The 23554-nt window shown below is 34.0% G+C and carries 21 protein-coding genes; 10 read left to right on the plus strand and 11 right to left on the minus strand.

Annotated elements, in window-relative coordinates:
* Positions 1-29: 29 nt before the first annotated feature.
* The 4 genes from AB3G36_RS03350 to AB3G36_RS03365 form a co-directional block, all read right to left on the minus strand.
* Positions 30-1031, minus strand: coding sequence for a VWA domain-containing protein (locus tag AB3G36_RS03350; RefSeq protein ID WP_367755995.1), 1002 nt, complete (start codon positions 1029-1031; stop codon positions 30-32).
* Positions 1031-2665, minus strand: coding sequence for a hypothetical protein (locus AB3G36_RS03355; protein ID WP_367755997.1), 1635 nt, complete (start codon positions 2663-2665; stop codon positions 1031-1033). The genes AB3G36_RS03350 and AB3G36_RS03355 overlap by 1 nt, the downstream gene beginning before the upstream one ends.
* A 62-nt stretch (positions 2666-2727) precedes the next feature.
* Positions 2728-3591, minus strand: a complete 864-nt coding sequence (locus AB3G36_RS03360; protein ID WP_367755999.1) for a DUF58 domain-containing protein — start codon at positions 3589-3591, stop codon at positions 2728-2730.
* Positions 3592-3675: 84 nt separating this feature from the next.
* Positions 3676-4680 carry an AAA family ATPase gene (locus tag AB3G36_RS03365; protein WP_367756001.1) on the minus strand — a complete coding sequence of 335 codons (1005 nt, stop codon included), beginning with the start codon at positions 4678-4680 and terminating at the stop codon, positions 3676-3678.
* 212 nt (positions 4681-4892) lie between these two features.
* Between AB3G36_RS03365 and AB3G36_RS03370 the strand changes: the two genes are divergently transcribed.
* From AB3G36_RS03370 to AB3G36_RS03390, 5 genes are all read left to right on the plus strand, one after another.
* Positions 4893-5765 (plus strand): aldo/keto reductase family oxidoreductase, encoded by an 873-nt coding sequence (locus AB3G36_RS03370; RefSeq protein WP_367756003.1) that lies wholly within the window; start codon positions 4893-4895, stop codon positions 5763-5765.
* A gap of 72 nt (positions 5766-5837) precedes the next feature.
* A complete protein-coding gene (locus AB3G36_RS03375) occupies positions 5838-6596 on the plus strand; it encodes an SDR family NAD(P)-dependent oxidoreductase (RefSeq protein ID WP_367756005.1) in 759 nt (252 codons plus the stop codon).
* Entirely contained in the window at positions 6597-7745 is a 1149-nt protein-coding gene (locus tag AB3G36_RS03380; RefSeq protein WP_367756007.1) for an ATP-binding protein, read from the plus strand.
* Between the two features lie 301 nt (positions 7746-8046).
* Positions 8047-8772, plus strand: a complete 726-nt coding sequence (locus AB3G36_RS03385) for a metallophosphoesterase family protein (RefSeq protein WP_367756009.1) — start codon at positions 8047-8049, stop codon at positions 8770-8772.
* 47 nt (positions 8773-8819) lie between these two features.
* On the plus strand, positions 8820-9317 hold the full coding sequence (locus AB3G36_RS03390) for a DUF6646 family protein (protein WP_367756011.1): 498 nt from the start codon (positions 8820-8822) through the stop codon (positions 9315-9317).
* A 95-nt stretch (positions 9318-9412) separates the two neighbouring features.
* Here AB3G36_RS03390 and AB3G36_RS03395 read toward each other — a convergent pair whose 3' ends face one another.
* Positions 9413-10966: an aldehyde dehydrogenase family protein gene (locus AB3G36_RS03395; protein WP_367756013.1), complete on the minus strand. Its 1554-nt coding sequence runs from the start codon at positions 10964-10966 to the stop codon at positions 9413-9415.
* 198 nt (positions 10967-11164) lie between these two features.
* On the opposite strand from AB3G36_RS03395, the gene AB3G36_RS03400 reads away from it, so the two are divergent.
* The gene (locus AB3G36_RS03400; protein WP_367756015.1) at positions 11165-12124 is read left to right on the plus strand and encodes an MBL fold metallo-hydrolase; all 960 of its coding nucleotides are present in this window, start codon (positions 11165-11167) and stop codon (positions 12122-12124) included.
* 104 nt (positions 12125-12228) lie between these two features.
* Here AB3G36_RS03400 and AB3G36_RS03405 read toward each other — a convergent pair whose 3' ends face one another.
* Both AB3G36_RS03405 and AB3G36_RS03410 read right to left on the minus strand, forming a co-directional pair.
* Positions 12229-12768: a 3-hydroxyanthranilate 3,4-dioxygenase gene (locus AB3G36_RS03405; protein ID WP_367756017.1), complete on the minus strand. Its 540-nt coding sequence runs from the start codon at positions 12766-12768 to the stop codon at positions 12229-12231.
* Positions 12769-12951: 183 nt separating this feature from the next.
* Positions 12952-14061 carry an endonuclease/exonuclease/phosphatase family protein gene (locus AB3G36_RS03410; protein ID WP_367756019.1) on the minus strand — a complete coding sequence of 370 codons (1110 nt, stop codon included), beginning with the start codon at positions 14059-14061 and terminating at the stop codon, positions 12952-12954.
* 262 nt (positions 14062-14323) lie between these two features.
* Here AB3G36_RS03410 and AB3G36_RS03415 point away from each other — a divergent pair, with 262 nt between their 5' ends.
* From AB3G36_RS03415 to AB3G36_RS03425, 3 genes are all read left to right on the plus strand, one after another.
* Positions 14324-15220, plus strand: a complete 897-nt coding sequence (locus tag AB3G36_RS03415) for an LD-carboxypeptidase (RefSeq protein ID WP_367756021.1) — start codon at positions 14324-14326, stop codon at positions 15218-15220.
* 40 nt (positions 15221-15260) lie between these two features.
* Positions 15261-15620 carry a YraN family protein gene (locus AB3G36_RS03420; protein ID WP_367756023.1) on the plus strand — a complete coding sequence of 120 codons (360 nt, stop codon included), beginning with the start codon at positions 15261-15263 and terminating at the stop codon, positions 15618-15620.
* Between the two features lie 118 nt (positions 15621-15738).
* On the plus strand, positions 15739-16395 hold the full coding sequence (locus AB3G36_RS03425; protein ID WP_367756025.1) for an aspartate kinase: 657 nt from the start codon (positions 15739-15741) through the stop codon (positions 16393-16395).
* A gap of 75 nt (positions 16396-16470) precedes the next feature.
* Here the strand turns inward: AB3G36_RS03425 and AB3G36_RS03430 are convergent, their stop codons facing one another.
* From AB3G36_RS03430 to AB3G36_RS03445, 4 genes are all read right to left on the minus strand, one after another.
* Positions 16471-17238: an SDR family NAD(P)-dependent oxidoreductase gene (locus AB3G36_RS03430; RefSeq protein WP_367756027.1), complete on the minus strand. Its 768-nt coding sequence runs from the start codon at positions 17236-17238 to the stop codon at positions 16471-16473.
* 99 nt (positions 17239-17337) lie between these two features.
* Entirely contained in the window at positions 17338-18270 is a 933-nt protein-coding gene (locus AB3G36_RS03435; protein ID WP_367756029.1) for a helix-turn-helix domain-containing protein, read from the minus strand.
* Positions 18271-18376: 106 nt separating this feature from the next.
* Complete coding sequence (gene mfd / locus AB3G36_RS03440) at positions 18377-21751, minus strand: transcription-repair coupling factor (RefSeq protein ID WP_367756031.1); 3375 nt, start codon at positions 21749-21751, stop codon at positions 18377-18379.
* The gene (locus tag AB3G36_RS03445; protein ID WP_367756033.1) at positions 21744-22346 is read right to left on the minus strand and encodes a hypothetical protein; all 603 of its coding nucleotides are present in this window, start codon (positions 22344-22346) and stop codon (positions 21744-21746) included. Before AB3G36_RS03445 ends, mfd begins: the two co-directional genes overlap by 8 nt.
* A 225-nt stretch (positions 22347-22571) precedes the next feature.
* On the opposite strand from AB3G36_RS03445, the gene AB3G36_RS03450 reads away from it, so the two are divergent.
* Entirely contained in the window at positions 22572-23525 is a 954-nt protein-coding gene (locus AB3G36_RS03450) for an L-threonine 3-dehydrogenase (RefSeq protein ID WP_367756035.1), read from the plus strand.
* Positions 23526-23554 lie beyond the last annotated feature (29 nt).

Here is a 23554-nt window from a genome sequence, read left to right on the forward strand (position 1 = left end):
TCCCTTTGGGGAGGACTGGGGTGGGGATACTAAATAAAACTTCTATACACTGTGTTTCTTAAACCAATTTCGGCCAATAATAAAAATCCTGCTATCCAAACAAAAGCTCTGTATTTTTCATCGTAATCATAAAACTTAAGCTCTTCAATTTCGGTTGTTTCTAACTTATTAATTTCGCCATAAATTTCTGCCAACTTACTGTTGCTCGTTGCTCTAAAATATTTTCCGTCGGTTTTTTTAGCGATGCTTTGCATTAATTTTTCATCGATTTCCACTTTCATCATTTGAAATAAAAACTGTCCGTTTGGCCCTACGGCATAAGGAAATTCAGCCATTCCATTAGTACCAATTCCAATAGTATATACTTTTATTCCATATTGCTTGGCGATATCCGCTGCGGTTTCTGGTTCTATAAAACCAGCGTTATTCACCCCATCAGTCAATAAAATAATCACTTTACTTTTGGCCTTACTGTCTTTTAATCGGTTTACTGCTGTTGCCAAACCCATTCCTATTCCCGTTCCATCTTGTAAAACATTATCGTATTTGATGCTTTTTATTGCTTCAAGAACAACTGCTTTATCACTAGTAACTGGTGTTTTTGTATACGCCTCAGAAGCATAAACTACTAGCCCAATTCGGTCATTTGGTCTTTCCTCTGCAAAATCAGCTGCCACTCTTTTTAAGGCTTCCATTCGGTTTGGCTTTAAATCTTTGGCCAACATACTTCCTGAAACATCGACAGCCATTACAATGTCAATCCCTTTTGTTGTTTTTGTTTTATTACTAATATCTACCGTTCTTGGTCTCGCCATTGCCACAATTAAGGAGCTCAACGCTAATAAACGAAAAACACTTAAAAAAGGTTTTAGTTTAGCTAGTAAAGAAGGCGTTGTCTTGAACCCTTGAATCGAGCTAATTTTTAAGGTTGCTGATTGTTTATTTCTTTTATAAACTAACCAAATAACAGCTAGTGGTATTAAAAGAAACAACCAGAAAAACTCAGGATTTAAAAAAGATATTTTCCCCATTACTTACTTATTTGTTTTAATTCGACAGAACTCAACACTCTATCCGATATTTGATTTGCATATGAATCCCCTTCTTCATGGAAAATCATAATTTGTTGTAATCCTCCATCTTGACCAAACAACAACAATTCATAATATAATTTTTCACTGCTCTTAGTCGCCTCATTTATTCTAGTGAACGTTCCGTATCCTTTTAGACCACTTATACCTTCAGGTGTTTGAAAATCTTCTTGTTTCACAATCATGTTTTGAGCTCCTTGTGATTCTAATGCTTGAATCGTTCCTTCCATTGATTTTTTTAAATCAACTGAAGTCGAGTCTTGTTTGTACTTATAAGTAGAAACCATTAAATAGAAATTATCTAAAAGGCTACCATAAGCAAACGAATTCATTTCTTTAATCAATGCCATTCCATTCTTAGGTAATGATTTTGTTAAATCTATTCTTTTAAGTACTTTTGGCGTTTCCATTATAATTCCTGGATTTCCATATTCACTTTTCACCCATTCGCCTTCTAATAACTCTTTGGTTGGATGTCCAATAATATTGTCTTTTACATAGTCAAACCCTTTAGTAACGATTAAAAAAGTAGTAGTTGCAAACAATAAGAAAAGAACAGACGCTATAGTTATTGCTATGCGTTTATTTCTTTTTTTCTTTAACTGAATTTGAATTTGCTTTTGTCTTTGCACCTCATTCAACAAAGTATCCTCTTCCATTTCAACTACAACAGGAATAGCGCTGTCTAGTGTTAAAATTGCTTTTTGAATTTTATTTCGATCTTCTGCAATTTCATATTCTACTGGTTTTGATTTTGCAAACTTTACTAAATCGGCTTGTTTCAATACCCGTTCTAAATTTTCAATTGTTTCTTGAGAAACCGTCATTTTCTTTTTGACAGATGCTGCTCTAAGCCCCAAAATCAATTCGGAAGTAGTACTTTCCATAGCTGGAATTTCAATTGCTTCTTCGATATAATTTCTGGCAATATCAGTCAACTCACTATAATACTCTTTAACTTCTCCTTTTTGCCAAAGTTCTTTTTTCTCTAAATCATTGAGTAGGTTGGTCGCTCTTTCAATTGGCGTTTTATACACATCCTCTTCAATTTTTTTCTTTTGTTGCTTTTTAATGTACCAATAAATCAATGCGCCAATTCCACCAAGTATCGCAAGCGCCAAAAGATATTTCCACCAGTCTCCCAATGTGTTTTCTACAGGAATAATATCCTTAATATCATACATTTTTTGTTTTAAAGTATCTACTACTACATTAGCTACTTCTACCTTAAGTGAATCCGTATAATAGGGTTTATTATTAATTAAGATTTTTATACTAGGAACTGAATATTTTCCAGAATCAAACTGAGTTAATCCGTATTTCTTGATTAATTCATAGCGGTCATTATTTTTAACCGTATCGATTGGGTAGGATTGAATTACTTCAAGCGCTCCTATATTTTTCAACTTAGGAAAAACAACTTTAGACAAAGTATCCACATCTGTTTTTATGGTCAGTTTAAACTCTGCTCCAATTTTATTTTTTGTGGTATCTATACTTGTAACTACTCTTTTTTGTTGGGCAAAAATGGTAGTACAAAGAAGTAGTATTAGTAGGCTTATATATTTTTTCATTAGTAATTTTTGAAACATTTGTTTTCCAACTCCCCGCACTTCATGGAGATTGAAGCAGAGTTTTACCTCGATTTGAAATAGCTCAATAATTTAGTTACATAACTTTCGTCAACTCTAGTATTTACAACTCCTGAACCTGATTTACTAAAGGTTTCTTTAAAATACATTAATTTATCATTATAGTATTTCTCATAATTAAATCGGACGGTTTTTGAACTGGTATCGATTAATTGTATTTCTCCAGTTTCAGCATCCTGCATTGGAACCATTCCTATATTAGGCATTTTTTGTTCCCTAATATCATAGACACGGATTCCAGTAATATCATGCTTTTTTGAAGCTATCTTTAATGTTTGCTCATAATCTTCACACATAAAATCAGAAATCATAAATACAATAGCTTTCTTTTTCTGAGTACTCGATAAAAACTTTAAGGCTTGAGCAATATTTGTTTTATGACTTTTCGGTTGAAATTCTATTAATTCTCTTATGATACGTAATACGTGAGAACGTCCTTTTTTTGGCGGAATGTACAATTCGATTTGATCAGAAAAAAGAATCAATCCAATTTTATCATTATTCTGAGTTGCCGAAAAAGCCATTGTTGCGGCAATCTCGGTTACGATATCTTTCTTGAATTGATTTTTTGAACCAAAACTTTCTGAACCTGAAATATCCACCATTAACATCATGGTCAATTCACGCTCCTCTTCAAAAACCTTAACATGAGCCTCATTGTATCGGGCCGTCACATTCCAGTCAATGGCACGAATATCATCCCCGTATTGGTATTGACGTACTTCACTAAAAGTCATTCCACGTCCTTTGAAAGAAGTGTGGTATTCCCCCGAGAAGATATGATCACTCAACCTTCTGGTTTTGATTTCTATTTTTCGTACTTTTTTTAAAAGGTCTTTTGTATCCATTTATTTAATTTGTTTAAAGTTTAAAAAAGTTTAAGGTTTTCACGTTTGCTACAGCAACTTGAAACCTTAAACCTTAAACAAATTTTAAGGTACTTCTACTTCGTTTATAATTTTATTGATGATGTCTACTGAAGTAATATTTTCCGCTTCGGCTTCGTAAGTCACTCCGATTCTGTGACGCAATACATCATGTACTACCGCACGAACATCTTCAGGAATTACATATCCACGACGTTTGATAAAAGCGTAACATTTAGCCGCATTAGCTAAATTGATACTTCCACGTGGTGAAGATCCAAAACTGATTAAAGGTTTCAAGTCGGCTAATTTGTATTTCTCTGGGTAACGAGTAGCAAAAATAATATCAAGTATGTATTTCTCGATTTTCTCATCCATATACACTTCGCGTACGGCTTCCTGTGCACGTAAAATTTGTTCTACCGAAACCACTTGATTTACTTTCTCATAACTTCCTTTTAAGTTTTGACGAATTACCAATCGTTCTTCATCCATTTTTGGATAGTCGATAACTGTTTTCAACATAAAGCGGTCTACCTGCGCTTCTGGTAGTTGGTATGTTCCTTCCTGTTCAATAGGGTTTTGGGTTGCCAAAACCAAGAAAGGTCTTTCTAACTTGAAAGTCGTATCCCCAATCGTTACTTGTTTTTCCTGCATCGCCTCAAGCAACGCTGATTGCACTTTGGCTGGTGCACGGTTAATCTCATCGGCTAGGACGAAATTAGCAAAAATAGGTCCTTTTTTAATCGAAAATTCGTTCGCTTTAATGTTGTAAATCATAGTTCCCACAACATCCGCAGGTAATAAATCAGGGGTAAACTGGATTCTACTAAACGAACCATGAATTGCTTGAGATAGCGTATTGATGGCTAATGTTTTTGCTAATCCCGGAACACCTTCTAATAAAATATGTCCTTGACCTAAAAGTCCAATTAACAAACGTTCCACCATGTGCTTTTGACCCACAATCACTTTATTCATTTCCATAGATAAAAGATCGATAAATGCACTCTCTCTTTCTATTTTTTCATTGATTGCTCTAATGTCTAAAGTCGATGTATTCTCTTCCATATTATTATTTTTAAAACCTTGAATTTAATGCCTTACTTTTGGTAGTGCAAATTGAATTTTTTTTTAGAGGAAAGATGTTAAAGAATGGTTAAAACTTCTACCAAACACTTAATTTTAAGGACGAATTATGATACAATTTTCATATTTTTAAGAACTTTGAAAAATATACTTTGAAATCAGAGAATACTGAGTTTCAATAAAAAATTAAACCTATGAGCAAAACAACATTATCACCAATAATTGCTGGCACAATGAATTGGGGAGTTTGGGATAAAAACCTAACCCCAAAGGAAATGGAAAACATGATCCATGTATGTCTCGAAAACAAAATAACCACCTTCGATCATGCTGATATTTATGGCTCCTATACTACCGAAGCTGATTTTGGAAAAGCATTTGCTTCAAGCAAAATAGCCAGAGAAAAATTACAGTTAATTTCCAAGTGTGGCATCCAAATGTTAGCCGAAACTAAGAGCACCACTATCAAGCATTATGATTATTCTAAAGCGCACATAATCAAGTCAGCAGAACAATCGTTGAAGAATTTACAGACTGATTATTTAGATGTGTTTTTATTGCATAGACCAAGCCCTTTAATGGAAGTGGATGAAATTGCTGAGGCGATTGAAAAATTAACAGCTGAAGGTAAAATCATTGATTTTGGACTCTCTAATTTTACGACTTCACAAACTGAATTACTTAGCCAAAAAACAGAAATTAGTTACAATCAAGTTCAGTTTTCAGCAACCAATTTTGAACCTATGCTCGATGGCAGTTTTGATTATATGCAAATGAATAACATTCGTCCGATGTCTTGGAATCCGTTGGGATGTGTTTTTAGAAAAGACATTCCACAAACGCATCGCTTGAAAAAATTATTGGCAATATTAGTTTCCAAGTACCATTTGGGTTCTGATACACTATTACTTTCTTGGGTTTTAAGACATCCAGCCAAAGTAATCCCAATTGCAGGTACTGTAAATGTAGCTAGAATTCAATCATTGATGAAAGCAGTTGATTTAGAATTGGAAAAAGAAGATTGGTTTGCCATTTGGTCTGAAAGTATGGGGCAAGACGTTCCCTAAAAATTTAAGATTTGCATTTATTTTTCAAATGCAACTTTAACAACAATTACAAATTGAATTACCACAAAAAATATGAATAAAACTGCCTTTATTACTGGTGCTACCAGCGGAATTGGAAAAGCAACAGCCGAAATATTAGCCAAAAATAAGTATAAAATCATTCTTTGCGGAAGACGGGAAGAACGATTGAAAGAGCTGGCAACATCGCTTGCAAAACTGACAGAAGTACACACGTTACAATTTGATGTTCGAGATAAAAAAGCCGTTTTTGAATCGATAAATTCTTTGCCAGAAGCTTTTTCTACTATCGACATTTTAATTAACAATGCCGGGAATGCGCATGGTTTAGACCCCATTCAAACGGGTGATCTTGACGATTGGGATGCCATGATTGACATCAATGTTAAAGGATTACTATATGTTTCCAAAGCGATTATTCCACAAATGATCGAAAGAAAATCAGGACATATCATTAACATTGGTTCTACTGCAGCCAAAGAAGTGTATCCAAACGGAAATGTATATTGTGCTACAAAACATGCAGTAGATGCACTAAGTCAAGGCATGCGAATTGATTTAAATCCATACGGAATACGTGTTGGCGCTATTCATCCTGGTATGGTGGAGACGGAATTCAGCGAAGTGCGTTTTAAAGGAGATACTACCAAAGCCGAAAATGTTTACAAAGGATTTACGCCATTACAAGCGGAAGACCTTGCCGATATTATTCATTTTGTAGTGTCAAGACCATATCATATAAATATAGCTGATTTGGTTGTTATGAGTACAGCACAAGCGTCTTCGACAATTATAAATAAATCAATAATCTAAATGATCAACAAGCGTCTTTTAATTAAAAACCTACTCGCTCATAACGACGAGTCCAGTTTTTATGATAAAAAACGACAATTGAATTTACATACCAGAGAGGGCAAAGCCAAATTTTTAAAACACATTTGCGCTTTGTCCAATTCTAATCCTGCCAATAATTCCTATATAGTTGTAGGTGTTGAAGATCAAGATAACGAAATTGTAGGTGATGATTTTTTTGACGACAGTCACATTCAGAATTTAGTAAATGCCTATCTTGAAAATCCTCCCAAAATTCAATACGAAAATGTTCCTTTTCCTAATTTACCCAAAGATAAAGTTGTAGGACTGGTAACGATAAAACCCAAAAACAAACCTTCTTTTTTCAAAAAAGGAATTCATACCATTCCTGCCAAAGCAACATTTATAAGACGGGGTAGCAATACCACACCAACCGAAGATAAAATTGAGAAAAATTATCTGAATACCGAAACCGTAATTGATATTGAAAATAATTCCAGAAACAATATTAAATACACTTTGGACGGCGTATTTGATTTTATCAATTTTCGCCATAAAGACATGGCGCCCAAATACAAAGTATTCAAAGAACTTTTTGTGATTTGTTGGGCTGGAATCCCAAAGAAAGTGCGAGGTAGTACTTATTTATCTCGTGTGGATATCGAACTGATTAATGAACAAATCAAACTCTTCTACTCCGCTCAAGATGTAGTTACGATCACTTTTGATGAGGATACGTTTACCATTATTGAATATGTCCCTTTAGGTTTAAACGATAAAACTAGTTATTATCCATTAGAACAACAAACGATTTATTTTTATGAAAATGGGTATTATAAAATAGAAAGTAAAATGCTGTTTCAGCCCCCAGAATTTAATAGAAAAATGCTTTTTCACATTTATAATTCTAATCTAGCATTGTTGCAAAAACTACGAAAAGGAATTGTATTGTCTGATAGAGAAAATAAAGATTTAGAAAACCTGCCGTCTACCTTCATGATTTGTTATCTCAATGGATTTGAAGATGCCAAAGAAAAATTGATTGATGCTAAACTACTTATAAAACCGTTTCCGCAAATTTATTTGTCTTTCAAGGAAGCCATGCGGATTTTAAGAAAAATGAAATACGATACTAAAAATGAAGATTAAAAAATGATATAATATCATTTAAAAAACTACAAACTGCTTGGATAATCAAAAGTGATAAGGCGATCAGAGCATTCATTTTTTTGAAGTTTTTAATGTTTATGTAAAAATACATAAAAAATTTCATATCAAACAATCACTAAAAGTAGTGATATTTTAGGAAAAACAAAAATAGTACAAATACCGCATGCTGTAAAAAATAAAAAATAAAAAAATCAGCCTGTCCCAACTCTTTTTGCTATTTTTATCAATTAGAAAAACGACACTCTTATCATTTTTCATAATCCCGATTGACCAAACATAAATGAGAACACTAGTTATAGGCGACATACACGGAGGCTTACGCGCTTTACACCAAATTATAGAAAGAGCTAAAGTAACTCCAGAAGATACTTTAATTTTTCTGGGAGATTATGTAGATGGCTGGAGTCAATCTCCACAAGTAATTGATTATTTGATTCAATTAAAAACCACTAATAACTGCATTTTTATTCGTGGTAACCACGATGAATTATTATTGCATTGGTTAAAAGACAGCAAAGACAACCTCATGTGGTACAAACATGGTGGTGAGGCAACTGTCACTGCCTACCAAAATGTTAATGATACTACTAAACAATTACACATTGACTTTTTATTGTCACTGGACGACTATTATTTAGATGAAAAAAATCGGCTTTTTGTTCATGCTGGTTTTACCAATATGAATGGGGTGGAGTATGAATTTTATCCTAAATTATTTTATTGGGATCGAACGCTTTGGGAAACGGCACTAGCATTGGATCGAAGCATCAAACCCAATGACTTATTGTATCCAAAACGCTTGACGCTATATGATGAAGTTTATATTGGCCACACCCCAGTCACCCGAATTGGAAAAACAGAACCTTTGCAAATGGCTTGCGTTTGGAACGTAGATACGGGAGCAGCTTTCAAAGGTCCTTTAACAATTATGGATGTAGATACAAAGGAATTCTGGCAAAGTGAACCCTTGAACAACCTGTATTTTGATGAAAAAGGTAGAAATTAAGATTTATTAAACTAATTTTGTCTTGGAATTTATAACCTCCACGAATTATGAAAAAAATTATTACATTATCATTACTATTAGCTTTTGGTCTAATTAACGCTCAAGCCTTCAAAGGGAATGGAGATGTTAAAGGGCAAGTAGGATTTAACATTCAAGATGGAGGAACTGGTATTTTCTTATCATCTGATTTTGGAATTGGAGAAAACATGTCATTGGGACTTACTGGTAATTACTTATTGTCAGTAAATAAAGATGCTATGGGAAATCTACCGGAATTTGGAGATAGAATTGACTTAAAAGCACGATTCAACGCTAATTTAGGGAGTGTTTTACAAATGCAACCTAACATGGACATCTACCCAGGATTGGATTTAGGTTTAAGAAATTTTGGTGCTCATTTGGGTTTCCGTTATTTCTTTACGGATGGTTTTGGATTGTTTGGAGAAGCTGGTGTCCCATTGGCTAAATATGACAAAACGATAACTGGTTTTGACCACTTAAACAATCAGTTTACATTAAACGTTGGTGCTTCTTTTAATTTGTAATACAACTAATTATAAAGAAACTTCTGAAAATTCAGAAATAAAAAAAAGGCAATTTGAATTTTCAAATTGCCTTTTTTTATGCTAATTATTCATGATTACAAATCAAATTTTATTCCTTGTGCCAATGGCAAACTCGTCGTATAATTGATCGTATTCGTTTGGCGTCTCATGTATACTTTCCAAGCATCAGAACCCGATTCTCTACCTCCACCCGTTTCTTTTTCTCCTCCAAAGGCTCCACCAATTTCTGCGCCAGAAGTTCCGATGTTTACATTTGCAATACCACAGTCAGAACCTACAACAGATAAGAATAACTCAGCTTCTCTTAAATTATTGGTCATAATCGCTGATGACAATCCTTGTGCCACTCCATTTTGAATAGCAAGTGCATCTTCAACATTTCCTGAATATTTCAATAAATACAATACTGGAGCAAATGTTTCGTGTTGTACAATTTCAAATGAATTATCTGCTTCAGCAATCGCTGGTTTTACATAACATCCGCTTTCATATCCTGCACCTGTAAGAACGCCACCTTCAACAAGTAGTTTACCTCCTTCAGCAACCACTTTAGTCAATGCATTATTGTACATTTCTACTGCATGTTTGTCGATAACTGGACCTACGTGATTGTTTTCGTCTAATGGATTCCCAATACGCAATTGACCATAAGCCGAAACGACTGCGTCTTTTACAGTATCGTAAATACTTTCATGAATGATTAAACGACGTGTAGAAGTACATCTTTGTCCTGCAGTTCCCACTGCTCCAAAAACAGCTCCAATCACTGTCATTTTAATATCAGCATCTGGTGTTACAATGATGGCATTGTTTCCACCTAATTCTAATAATGATTTTCCTAAACGACCCGCTACTGTTTGAGCAACAATTTTACCCATACGAGTAGAACCTGTAGCCGAAATTAGAGGTACACGTTTATCACTAGTCATCATTTCTCCTACTTTGTAATCTCCGTTGATTAAACAAGAAATTCCTTCTGGAAGGTTATTTTCTTTGATTACCTCAGCAATAATATTTTGACAAGCTATTCCACAAAGCGGTGTTTTCTCAGATGGTTTCCAAACGCAAACATCCCCACAGATCCAAGCCAAGGCCGTATTCCAAGCCCAAACTGCTACCGGAAAATTGAATGCCGAAATGATTCCAACAATTCCCATTGGGTGGTATTGTTCATACATACGGTGTCCCGGACGCTCAGAGTGCATTGTTAATCCATGCAATTGACGAGAAAGACCTACTGCAAAATCGCAGATATCAATCATTTCTTGTACTTCTCCATATCCTTCTTGTAATGATTTTCCCATTTCATAAGAAACCAATTTACCTAAAGCCTCTTTATTTTTACGTAATTTTTCTCCAAACTGACGAACAATTTCTCCACGTTGTGGTGCTGGCATGGTTCTAAAAGTTTTGAAAGCAGCTGTTGCTGATTCCATTACTTTTTCATAATCTGCTGCTGTAGTTGTTCTTACTTTTGCTATCAATTGACCGTCTACGGGAGAATAACTTTCTAGGATTTCTCCATTTGAAAAATGATTTAATCCTGTTGATGTTCCTTCATTTATGTCCTTTATACCCAATTGAGTTAAAGCTTCTTTCATTCCGAATTGATTTGCTATTGTTATCATTGTAACTTTTTTGGTTAAAATTGTTATATTTTTTTGTAAAGATATAATTTCGTGTTGAATTTCAACCCAATTATAGTGTTAAAATCGGACTAAAATTAGACCAATTTGGTGACATGTAGTTGATTTAGCAAAAAAAAGCTTCAATTTAAAAAGAAGAAACTAATTTTATAGTCTGAAATTAATTCATAATAATGTCCTATGACCCTTTTTAAAAATTTCTGGATTTACTTGTTTTTACTGTCTGCAAATACATTTGCCCAACAAGCACAAAACCCTGCATTTCAAGTTATTCCTTTGGGTATAAGAGGCGGTATTGACGAAACCAATCTTTCCGCTTATTTACTCGCTCCATCAAATACAACCGAATATATTTGTCTTGATGCGGGAACCCTGCATGCAGGAATTGAAAAGGCAATTGCAAATAAAATTTTTAAAGTTTCCTCAGAAACGGTTTTAAAAAAATATATCAAAGGGTATTTAATATCCCATGCCCATTTAGATCATGTTTCGGGTTTGATTATTAATTCACCTGCCGATTCATCAAAAACGGTCTATGCAACACATAGTTGTATGGAAATGATGGAAAAACATTATTTCAACGGACAAACTTGGGTTAATTTTGGAGATGAAGGCACTGGTTATCAAATAAAAAAATACCATTTTCAAACGCTAAATACTCTTGAAGAAACTCCAATTTCTAACACCACAATGACCGTAAAAGCATTTTCATTAAGCCATGTCAATCCTTTTGAAAGTACTGCTTTTTTAATTAAAAACAAAGATGCTTATGCCTTGTACTTGGGCGATACTGGTGCCGATTCTGTTGAAAAAAGTGATAAACTACGTTTGCTGTGGACCGAAATCGCTCCCTTGATCCAAAGCAACCAATTAAAAGGAATTTTTATTGAAGTTTCGTTCCCAAACGAGCAACCCGACACTCAGTTATTTGGACATTTAACACCTAATCATCTCTTGAGTGAACTCCATAGGTTAATTGAACTTATTGGAAAAGATGGGTTGAATGGGTTTAAAATTGTGATTACCCATATGAAGCCACCAGTTGACAATTATATAAAAATCAAAAATCAATTGATAAAGCAAAATGACTTGGGTTTGCAATTTATATTCCCAGAACAAGGGAAGCGATTTGAGTTGTAAATTACATCTAAATCCTAGCCCCGGTAGTAGCGGCATCCTTTTGTGGCTTTCTTTAAGCCACAAAAGATACAGCGGATAACGGGAAATAGCTCCTAAATAAAAAACTATTTTTTGGCAACAAATCGAGGGTCGACTTCCATAACAGTTCCACATTGGTCACACGTTCTTAGTTCTTCAGAGTTATAAAAATGTTCAAAATGGGGTAAGAAATCTTTCTCAATGTTATGAAGTTCAAAACGAACTTCGTACAGTTTATGATTGCAATTATCACAATACCATTGTAATCCATCCGTGAAACCTTTCCCTACTCTCTTGCGTTCAATTACCAGGCCTATAGAACCCTCAGAACGTACTGGAGAATGTGGAACATTGGCGGGATGCAAGTACATATCACCAGCATGAAGTTCCATTTCTTTGCGTTCCCCATCTTCTTGAATGATTACTTTTATGGACCCTTCGAGTTGATAAAACAATTCCTCAGTTTCATTATAATGATAATCTTTACGAGCATTAGGACCCGCAACAATCATTACAATATAATCCCCTGATTCTCTGTATAAATTCCTGTTGCCAACTGGTGGTTTCAGTAGTTTACGATTTTCATCAATCCATTTATTGAGGTTGAATGGTTTAGCTATGGACATTTTGATTGGGTGTTAAATTTTTGAATCGCTAAGTTAGTGAAAAAGTCCCTAGCAGTAAAGCCAGCAAAACCAAAAGACTGCTTGTTTTTGTACGTTTTCTAATTTAAGGGAGGATAATATGTCATTAACGACAATTCGTTTATTTATTAAAATAGGCACATCAAAATTTTTATGCTTAAATTCCTACTTTACTTCTTTAATTAAATAAATATAAACGGGAAAATGATCGCTAAACCCGATTTCGGTGGCGGAATGTCTTTTAGGATAGCCTTTATACTGTCCTGAAGTTTGTATTAAAAAAGGTTTGTTGTAAATACCCGCTTTCCAATATTGAAAGCTGGAAAAATCATTTCTTATTAAAGATTGTGAAACCATGATTTGGTCAAAAATATCCCAAGAATCTCGAAAAGCGATGGTACCCAATCCTTTTTTAGCCATTTCTTCGAATGGATTATAGATTCCTAATACCGAAACCTCTTCTTTCTTAGCTTTGGCTCCAAGTGCTTTTTTGACACTGTCATTTGACGGCCCGTCATTTAAATCTCCTAAAGTAATCACTTTTGCATTTGGGTTAATTCGCTGTAAAGAATCAATTATTTTCCTGTTCAAGGCTCCAGCAGCTTCTCTAAATGGACTTGTCTTTTTTTCACCTCCTGAGCGGGATGGCCAGTGGTTTACTATAATATTGATTTCTTCTCCCTCTAAAAAACCTGTGACTAACAGCTGATCCCGCGTAAAAACACGATTATTCTGTAGGTTAATTTCTTCATCATCATCTGTTTTTTCAACAGATTCATTTTTAGTTTTTTCTTTTAATTTGACTTGGTCTTTGTATACATATAATGGAATGTTAGTATAACTTGTTGGTCGAAAATATTTCTTTTGATATAATAAAGCCACATCAATTCCTCTTTTATCGGGAGAATCAAAATGGATGATACCATAATCAATATTAATGAGTTTAGATTCTTTGAGCAAATCTTCTAAGACTCCTCTATTTTCAATTTCGGAACATCCAATGAATGTAGGTGAATTAGTATTTTCAGAAGAACCTATTTCGAATAAAACTCTAGAAAGGTTTTGAAGTTTTTGATGGTATTTTTTGGAAGTCCAGTGTTGTGCTCCTTTTGGAGTCCATTCATCATCATTAGTATCCGGATTATTAATAGTGTCAAAAAGATTTTCGAAATTATAAAAAGCAACGGTATGAATCGAATAATTTTTTTGTTGACCTACTGTCTTTGTCAGCGGAAAAAATAAAAGGAGAAAGAGAATCGATCGTAAAATTTTCATAAGCACCGTTTAAAAAGGAATGACCGTCAAGAATATATCTTCAAGTAAAAATACTTCATTTTGAGAAGTAAATAATAAATTATTTCAAATTTGCTATCTTTGTTTTAATCCTATTGAGGAGCTACTCAAATTATATTTACCCCAGAAAAATAAAAACATGCCTACCACTCGATTTTGGACGTTAAATATTAATTTTTGTTGGACTAAATTCCTACTTTTAATTTTTATTTTACATTCTAACAATACCCAATCCCACACACTAATGACCACACCACCTATTTTACAAAAAGGAGATACCATTGCCATAGTATCAACAGCAAGAAAAAACATTGACGACAATCTTAAGCCGGCAATTGATTTATTGCACAGTTGGGGATTAGAAGTAGTGATAGGAAGTACCATTGGTTTAGACAATAACCAACTTGCAGGTACTGATGAACAAAGAGCTGCGGATTTTCAAAAGCAATTGGACAACCCAAACATCAAAGCAATTTGGTGTGTAAAAGGAGGGTATGGTACGGTGCGAATGATTGATTTATTAGACTTTACAAAATTCAAACAACACCCGAAATGGATTGTGGGTTTTAGTGACATTACCGTTTTACACAATCACCTCAATACAATGGGTTATAAATCCATTCACGGCGTGATGCCTATAACGGTGCCGAGAGCAACCCCTGAAGCAATCGAAAGTTTGCGTTTGTCTTTGTTTGGAGAAAAACTGAATTACAATATTGCATCTGACCCTATGAATAGAACGGGAAGTGCCTCTGGAGAATTAGTAGGAGGAAATCTATCTATTCTATATAGTTTACTAGGATCAAATTCGGCTATTGACTGTAAAGACAAAATATTATTTATTGAAGATCTCGATGAATATTTATATCACATTGACCGCATGATGATGAACCTCAAACGCAATGGTTGTCTAGAAAGTATTAAAGGAATTATTGTGGGTTCCATGACAAAAATGAAAGACAATGATATTCCATGGGGGAAAAATGCTGTCGAAATTATAGAAGATGTTACTAAAAAATACAACATTCCTATTATCTACAATTTCCCCGCAGGTCACATAAGAGATAATCGTGCTCTAGTTTTAGGAGATATCATTCACATAGAAGTTACTACAAGTAACGCTTCAGTAACTTTTGAGTAATAATTTTCTTTAAAAATTCAAGTGATTTAAAATTGATAAAATGGCGGAACACAATGAATTAGGGAAATTCGGCGAAGAAATGGCTGTTGCCTTTCTGCAAAAAGAAGGGTATGAAATTCTAGATACTAACTGGACTTTTCAAAAAGCAGAAATAGATATAATTGCTAAGAAAGAAGATATTTTGGCAATTGTTGAAGTTAAAACTCGTTCCTCAATTGAATTTGGTTTGCCTCAAGATTTCGTTAAACCAAAAAAAATTCAACTTCTTGTTAAGTCAGTTGACGCCTACGTAGTAGAAAAAAATATGGATGTCAATGTTCGTTTTGACATTATTGCTATCCATAAAGAGGGTAAATCTTTTGTAATTGAACACCTTATCGATGCTTTTTATCATTTTTAAGTAAATTTTATCATGTTATATTTGTAACAAATTGTTTTTTATTTATATTTGTAGCGGTTTTTGACACAACAACTAACTAAACTAACTACTAAAACTAAGTAAAAACACCTAATTTATTATGAAAACCGTTTCTTCAATTGTAGAAAATTACATTAAAACAAAGCCATTTTTATTAAATGCTTTATCACTTGGGATAATCAACTTAACCTCATTATCCCGAAATATCATGTCCGAATTGGAAAGTGAATTTGGAAAAGAAGTTAAACAAGGAGCCATCGTAATGTCACTAAAAAGACTGACCGAAGAATTAGACTTCCGATTAAATCACAAAATCAATAAAGTAATAAAAAACATTGGAGAGATTACGGTTCGATCTGCTTTGACTGACTATACTTTTGCAGTATCAGAAACTGTTTTAAATAAACAAGCTGAATTAATCTCGGATATTAATGCGTTGCCCGATGTTTTTTATACCTCATCAAGAGGTGTAAATGAAATCAACATAGTGATAAGCAATAGTGTAAATCAATTAGTTGACAAGCATTTTGTAAGCGAAAAGTTGATTCAAAAACTAGATAATCTAGCTTCTATCACCGTAAAATTACCCAAAGAAAACATTGTAATTCCTGGTATTTACTATTTCATTTTTCAACGTTTGGCTTGGGAAGGAATTATAATCAACGAGGTGATTTCTACTTCTAATGAATTTACCATTTTAGTAAGCGAAGAGCAAGTTGATGTTGCTTTTAAAGTAATAAAAGATTTGAAGAATTAAACATTCAAATTGTATATTTTCAAGCTTCCAGTCTTAAAAAAGGTTGGAAGCTTTTTAATTTTAAAAAGATTTGAACTACAAATTCATTCCGCCCGAAACTTCAATTCGTTGTGCATTGACCCATTTAGCATCATCTGTACATAGAAAAGCAACTACGCTACCAATATCGTCTGGCAAGCCTACTCTTCCTAATGCTGTCATTGCAGCAATCATTTGGTTTAATTGTTCATTGTCACGAACTGCTCCACCACCAAAATCAGTTTCTATAGCTCCTGGCGCTACAATATTTACTCTTATTTTTCGTTCTCCCAATTCTTTTGCTTGGTACTTGGACAAGGTTTCTATTGCTCCTTTCATACTTGCATAAGCAGCATAACCTGGGAATGAAAAACGAGTTAATCCTGAAGAAATATTTACAATTCCACCACCGTCATTCATTACTACTAACGCTTTTTGAGTTAGAAAAAATGCTCCTTTAAAATGAATATTAACCATGTTGTCTACTTGAGCCTCGGTAGTTGTTAAAAACCCTTCATGAACTCCCACACCTGCATTATTAACTAAAAAGTCAAATTTATCCGTATTAAAAGTGCTTTTTAAAACCGTTGTTACATTTTGAAAAAACGAATCAAAACTACTTGATTCCGCTACATTCAACTGAATTGCAACTGCCTTTTGTCCCAGTTTTTCAATTTCAGCTACAACCACTTCTGCTTCTTCCTTTTTACTGTGGTAAGTCAATACTACATCAAGTCCTTTTTTAGCTAAACTCAAAGCCATTTCTTTTCCTAATCCGCGACTACCACCAGTCACTAGAGCGATTTTATTTTTTTTGTTTTCCATTTTGATTTGTTTTTATTTGATAGAACAAAATTAATACAGATGTACACTTCATCAATTGTAAATATCAATCCATAGTTTGCAAAATTCAAATCACATAATTTAAACTCTAAAAGACAAAGGCGTCAATGTAGTTTGTTTTTTAAAGAAATTGGAAAAATGTGCCAGTTCCTCAAAACCCAGTGAATAGGCAATTTCCGAAATATTCCAATCGGTTTCTTTTAATAAAATTTTTGCTTCATTGACTAAGCGTTGAGTAATTAATTCTGTTGTTGTCTTTCCTGTATTTTCTTTTAATACTTTGTTCAAATGATTCACGTGAATAGACAAACGACCGGCAAAATCTTTGGCCGTTCTTAATTCTACTCTTTGACGTGGAGATTCAACAGGATACTGTCTTTCTAGTAATTCTACAAAAAGAGAAGCCACTCTAGCAGTCGAATTATGCTTAGAATATAAAGCAGTAACGGGTTGTAGTTTTTGTCCAAAGTGTATCAACTCCGAAACATAATTGCGAATCAAATCATATTTATACACATAATCTGAATTGATCTCACAATGTATCTTTTTAAAAATCAAATCGATTGCTTCCGCTTCCTCATCTGATATTTCAAAAATGGGATAACCATCTGGCTGAAAAATAGGGAGACTATCTAAATCGAGACCGCTTTTATCTTTGGTTAAAAACGCAGTTGTAAAAACACAAAATTGCCCTGATTGTTGTTGTAAATCTTGAGGGACATAATGATATGGAATCTTTGGCGTAGCAAATAAAAGGGCATTCTTTTCAATTTCAATTACTTTATCGGCATATTCTGCTCTGTTCTTCCCTTTTATCAAACTTATTTTATAATAGGCTCTTCGATCATATGGCATAAATGACTTTTCCTTTAATCTTTCATAAAGTTCTTTGATATTAAAAACATTGAAATGTCCTATTTCTTTTTGGATACCGTCTGGTAATAAGCTGCTCAATTCCGTACTAGCGTCTCCAGAGATTTCTTGGTAAAACTCGTCTATTGATTTTAATTTCATTGCGAATGAATTTGTAAAAATCAAATATAAGAATAAAAAAAACTTCCAAATCATTTAAGACTGGAAGCTTTTAATTTAATTTATCAAAGGATATTAAGCGGTTACTTTATTCTTCAATACCACCTAACATTTTCATTAACTCTAAGGCTCTTCTGGTTGATTTTACATTTTCAAAAGTCAACAATAAACGCAAGCCGTTCTTGGTTTCTTTTTCTTTAATTCTACAAATAGAACTGTGTTTTTGAACAAATTGCATCACAGCCATAAAACGATTCGACTGGTAATAATCCGATTGTTGATCAGATACAAAATAACCAATCATCTTGCCTTGCTTCATTACTAACTTCTCTATCCCAATTCCACTAGCAATCCATTTGATTCGTATGCTGTTCATTAAAGCAATCGCTCGTGGTGGCATAGGACCAAAACGGTCAATCAATTTTTTCTGGAAAACCTGTAAATCTTCTTCGCTTTTAATCGCTCCTAATTCGTTGTACAAATTAAGTCGCTCACTAATATTATTAATGTACTCGTCAGAAAATAGCAATTCAAAATCCGTATCGATTTGAAGATCTTTTACGTATTCCTTGGTTTCTATATTATTCTCGGTAGGATATAAGTCTTTGAATTCGTTTTCTTTCAATTCCTCAATAGCTTCATTCATGATTTTTTGATAGGTATCAAAACCAATTTCGTTTATAAAACCAGATTGCTCTCCACCTAATAAATCTCCTGCACCACGAATCTCTAAATCTTTCATGGCAATATTAAATCCGCTTCCTAGTTCGCTGAATTGTTCTAGTGCTTGAATTCGTTTTCTGGCATCATCTGTCATTGCTGAATATGGAGGACATATAAAGTAACAGAATGCTTTTTTGTTACTACGCCCTACTCGACCACGCATTTGATGCAAATCAGACAATCCAAAATTATTGGCATTATTAATAAAAATGGTATTCGCATTGGGAACATCTAATCCACTTTCGATGATAGTAGTTGCAACCAATACATCAAATTCTCCGTTCATGAAGGCTAACATCAATTCCTCGAGTTTTTTTCCTTCCATTTGGCCGTGACCAATACCTACTCTGGCATTAGGAACTAATCGCTGAATCATTCCAGCAACTTCCTTAATGTTTTCAATTCGATTATTAATAAAGAAAACCTGTCCGTTACGCTGAATTTCATACGAAATAGCATCCCGAATCAACTCTTCGCTAAATCCTACTACATTCGTTTCAATAGGATATCTATTAGGCGGTGGCGTTGTAATTACGGATAAATCACGCGCTGCCATCAATGAGAATTGCAAGGTTCTTGGGATAGGCGTTGCCGTTAAGGTCAACGTATCCACATTGGCTGCTATTGTTTTTAGTTTGTCTTTTACGTTAACCCCAAATTTTTGTTCCTCATCTACAATCAATAAACCTAAATCCTTAAAGACTACATTTTTATTAACTAATTGATGTGTTCCAATTACTATATCTAGTTTTCCTTCGGCTAATAACTTTAACGTTTCTGCTTTTTGTTTGGCTGTTCTAAAACGATTTAAGTACCCAATAGAAACTGGCATGTCTTTTAGCCTTTCGGTAAATGTTCGATAATGCTGGTAGGCTAGAATGGTTGTAGGAACCAAAATCGCTACTTGTTTACTATTATCAACTGCCTTAAAAGCGGCACGAATCGCCACCTCTGTTTTTCCAAATCCTACGTCTCCACAAACCAACCGATCCATTGGTCGGTCGCTTTCCATATCCGCTTTTACTTCGGCTGTAGATTTAGTTTGATCCGGTGTATCTTCGTAAATAAACGAACTTTCTAATTCGTTTTGCAAATAACTATCTGGTGCAAACTGGAATCCTTTATCCAATCTCCTTTTGGCATACAACTGAATCAAGTTGAAGGCAATATGTTTGACTCTGGCCTTAGTTTTTTGTTTTAAAACTTTCCAAGCATTCGATCCTAATTTATAAATTTTAGGAGGTGTTCCGTCTTTACCCGTATATTTTGAGATTTTGTGTAGCGAATGAATACTCACATAAACAATATCATTATCAGCATAAACTAATTTAATGGTTTCCTGCGTTTTTCCCTCCACCTGTATTTTTTGTAATCCACCAAAACGACCAATACCGTGATCGATATGCGTCACATAGTCCCCAACCGATAAAGTCGTTAATTCTTTTAACGTAATATTCTGTTTTTTCGAATAGCCATTTTTGATGCTAAATTTATGGTAGCGTTCAAAAATTTGGTGATCGGTATAACAGGCTATTTGATTTTCTTCATCTATAAAGCCTTGGTACAAAGGCAAAACGATAGTACTGTATTGTTTTCGAATGTCCTCAGAATTGGCTTCATCTAAAGTTTCAAAAATATCATGAAATCGTTTGGCTTGGGCCTCATTCGAACAAAACAAATAATTTTTATATCCGTTAAAATGATTTTCATTCAGGTTATTTAACAACAAATCAAATTGCTTATTGAAAGACGGTTGTGGCTGAATGTGGAATTCGAATTTTTTAGTAGTTCGAAAAATGGCTTTAGAACTGAATTCTACAACCGAGAAATCTAAAGCTCTCTTGATAAAAGCCGATTGATTGAGAAACAATTGTTCTGGTGTTGCGTGCTTTATATCTTTGGATAATTTCTCAAAAGCTTCTTCAGCTTTCGCAAATTGTTTGTCTAATTGTGAAAATAAATCCTCTGTGTTTTGAATAAAAATTACCGTTTTTTCCGAAATATAATCCAAGAAACTTTCTCTGTTTTCTTGAAATACTTTATTCTCCACATTCGGGATAATGGTAATCTTTTTTTGAATTTCGATAGACAATTGTGTACCTACATCAAAGCTTCGAATACTATCTACTTCGTTACCAAAAAACTCTATTCGGTACGGATTATCATTCGAAAAAGAAAAAACATCTACAATTCCACCACGAACAGAAAACTCCCCTGGTTCCGTAATAAAATCAACCCGTTTAAATTCATATTCGAATAAAACCTCATTGATAAAGTCGATAGAAAGTTGGTCTCCAACCGCTACTTTTAGTGTGTTTTTGTCTAAATCTCTACGAGTAACCACTTTTTCAAATAGCGCTTCGGGATAACTGACAATAACAGCGGGTTTCTTGCGAGAATTAATGCGGTTCAACACCTCAGCGCGCAGCAAAACATTCGCATTATCAGTCTCTTCAATTTGGTATGGACGGCGATAGGAGCCCGGATAAAACAAAACATCTTTATCGCCTATCATTTGTTCTAAATCATTCAAATAATAAGCGGCTTCCTCTTTATTATTTAATACAATTAAAAAAGGAAGTTCGGCTTTCTTGAATAAAGCTTGAATCACAAATGAAACGGCCGATCCAAGCAAACCGCTAAGATGCATTTTTACTTGATTATTTTCTTGTAAACAATCAACAATTTGTTTCGTTTTAGGCGAACTATCGTAAGTGTTGTATAGATTTTTTTTACTCAACGCGAGGGGTATTTGGGTCAATTGGGGTGTTTGGGATTGCTCTTGAAGCGTCCATCATTTGTTTTAACTCAGACTCTCCTTCTTCGACTGGAATTTTGCCTTTTTCAACAATTTTATCCATTTGTCTTTGCAAGGAACTCAGTTCATTATTTATTTCAGCAATTAAATGAATGACTTTTTGATCAGGAATATTATCTAAATGAATGAATAAGTCTAACATACGAACTTTAGTAATCAAGGTCGAAATCCTACTTTTTATTTGAGGCTTGTTGTATTGATATGGAATATTGTTATTCAACGCCATCGCTTTCTTTGAAATGGCTGCCGATTTTTGTTGAAATGCCCCAATAGTCTTTTTGGGCTTAATGGCTAGTTCAGCCAAAAATTGACGGAACTCATTCCAAGACGCAACACTGGCTTCAGAAGCATCATTAATTGGTGTGTCATAAAAAACCCAACCTTTATTTATAGTAGAAAAAATAAGCTCCTTCTTTTTAACTTCTTTTTCGTTTTCAGCTACTCTTTTTTGATTGTCATTTTTACATGAAGAAAGAATTAGCACCAGAAAAAAAACATATATAATTTTATATTTCATCGTAATTGCATTGAAGCACAAAGTTACAAAGTAAATTTATAAATAAAGGCCTGAAAACAGGAATTACAATTCAGCTTCAAACACTGCGTTTTTAGCATTAAAAATGCCAAAAAAAGATTTATACAAATATCATTTTAAGTGTTTATTTATACAATTTGCAAACTCGCTTCGAGGCGATTAAACTGTTTACGAAAACGTTATCTTTGTCCTTTAAATCACATTCAAATGAGTACAAAAATATTGATTATTGGAGCTTGTGGCCAAATTGGTACCGAGTTGACTCTTTCACTGAGAAAAATTTATGGAGTCGAAAATGTTATAGCGTCTGATATCAGAAAACTAAATATTGACGTTGTTAATTCTGGGCCTTTTGAAGTTATAAATGCGTTGGATTTTAACCAAATCGAGCATTTAGTAGAAATCCACAATATAACTGATGTATATTTAATGGCTGCTTTACTATCAGCAACTGCAGAGAAAAACCCTGCATTTGCTTGGGATTTGAATATGAACTCGTTATTTCACGTTTTGAACTTGGCGAAAGCCGGAAAAATAAAAAAAATATTCTGGCCTTCTAGTATTGCCGTTTTTGGACCTACAACTCCTAAAGAAAACACACCTCAATATACCATTATGGAGCCTTCAACGGTTTATGGAATCAGTAAGCAAGCTGGTGAAAGATGGTGCGAATACTACCATAATATCTTTGGAGTGGATGTACGAAGCATCCGTTATCCTGGTTTAATTAGCTGGTCATCGCCTCCAGGGGGTGGAACTACTGATTATGCTGTGGATATTTTTCACAAAGCCCTTTCGGATAAAAAATACGAATGCTTTTTATCCTCAGAAACTAAAATGCCGATGATGTATATGGATGATGCGATTGCAGCAACGATTCAAATCATGCAAGCAGAAGAAGAAGAAATCAAAATTCATTCGTCCTATAACTTGGCTGCCATGAGTTTTACACCAACAGAAATAGCGGCTGAAATCAAGAAACACATTCCAGAATTTACGATTACTTACGAACCCGACTTTCGTCAAAAAATAGCCAATAGCTGGCCTGCAAGTATCGATGACCATCAAGCTCGAGAAGATTGGGGATGGAAACACAAATATGATTTGGAGACCATGACCAAAGATATGTTAGAGAATCTAAGAAAGATTGAAGGAAAATAAAACAAAAAAAAGTCCAGTTTAAAACTGGA

The organism is Flavobacterium sp. WC2430 (assembly GCF_040822075.1).
Classification (GTDB): domain Bacteria; phylum Bacteroidota; class Bacteroidia; order Flavobacteriales; family Flavobacteriaceae; genus Flavobacterium.

Excerpts from the sequence above, each read along its gene's own strand:
- AB3G36_RS03360 (WP_367755999.1), bottom strand. The coding sequence starts at position 3,591 with ATGGATACAAAAGACCTTTTAAAAAAAGTACGAAAAATAGAAATCAAA.
- AB3G36_RS03395 (WP_367756013.1), bottom strand. The coding sequence starts at position 10,966 with ATGATAACAATAGCAAATCAATTCGGAATGAAAGAAGCTTTAACTCAA.
- AB3G36_RS03390 (WP_367756011.1), top strand. The coding sequence starts at position 8,820 with ATGAAAAAAATTATTACATTATCATTACTATTAGCTTTTGGTCTAATT.
- AB3G36_RS03415 (WP_367756021.1), top strand. The coding sequence starts at position 14,324 with ATGACCACACCACCTATTTTACAAAAAGGAGATACCATTGCCATAGTA.
- AB3G36_RS03385 (WP_367756009.1), top strand. The coding sequence starts at position 8,047 with ATGAGAACACTAGTTATAGGCGACATACACGGAGGCTTACGCGCTTTA.
- AB3G36_RS03430 (WP_367756027.1), bottom strand. The coding sequence starts at position 17,238 with ATGGAAAACAAAAAAAATAAAATCGCTCTAGTGACTGGTGGTAGTCGC.
- AB3G36_RS03405 (WP_367756017.1), bottom strand. The coding sequence starts at position 12,768 with ATGTCCATAGCTAAACCATTCAACCTCAATAAATGGATTGATGAAAAT.
- AB3G36_RS03350 (WP_367755995.1), bottom strand. The coding sequence starts at position 1,031 with ATGGGGAAAATATCTTTTTTAAATCCTGAGTTTTTCTGGTTGTTTCTT.
- AB3G36_RS03410 (WP_367756019.1), bottom strand. The coding sequence starts at position 14,061 with ATGAAAATTTTACGATCGATTCTCTTTCTCCTTTTATTTTTTCCGCTG.
- AB3G36_RS03450 (WP_367756035.1), top strand. The coding sequence starts at position 22,572 with ATGAGTACAAAAATATTGATTATTGGAGCTTGTGGCCAAATTGGTACC.
- AB3G36_RS03365 (WP_367756001.1), bottom strand. The coding sequence starts at position 4,680 with ATGGAAGAGAATACATCGACTTTAGACATTAGAGCAATCAATGAAAAA.
- AB3G36_RS03425 (WP_367756025.1), top strand. The coding sequence starts at position 15,739 with ATGAAAACCGTTTCTTCAATTGTAGAAAATTACATTAAAACAAAGCCA.
- AB3G36_RS03355 (WP_367755997.1), bottom strand. The coding sequence starts at position 2,665 with ATGAAAAAATATATAAGCCTACTAATACTACTTCTTTGTACTACCATT.
- AB3G36_RS03420 (WP_367756023.1), top strand. The coding sequence starts at position 15,261 with ATGGCGGAACACAATGAATTAGGGAAATTCGGCGAAGAAATGGCTGTT.
- AB3G36_RS03375 (WP_367756005.1), top strand. The coding sequence starts at position 5,838 with ATGAATAAAACTGCCTTTATTACTGGTGCTACCAGCGGAATTGGAAAA.
- AB3G36_RS03400 (WP_367756015.1), top strand. The coding sequence starts at position 11,165 with ATGACCCTTTTTAAAAATTTCTGGATTTACTTGTTTTTACTGTCTGCA.
- AB3G36_RS03435 (WP_367756029.1), bottom strand. The coding sequence starts at position 18,270 with ATGAAATTAAAATCAATAGACGAGTTTTACCAAGAAATCTCTGGAGAC.
- AB3G36_RS03380 (WP_367756007.1), top strand. The coding sequence starts at position 6,597 with ATGATCAACAAGCGTCTTTTAATTAAAAACCTACTCGCTCATAACGAC.
- AB3G36_RS03370 (WP_367756003.1), top strand. The coding sequence starts at position 4,893 with ATGAGCAAAACAACATTATCACCAATAATTGCTGGCACAATGAATTGG.
- AB3G36_RS03445 (WP_367756033.1), bottom strand. The coding sequence starts at position 22,346 with ATGAAATATAAAATTATATATGTTTTTTTTCTGGTGCTAATTCTTTCT.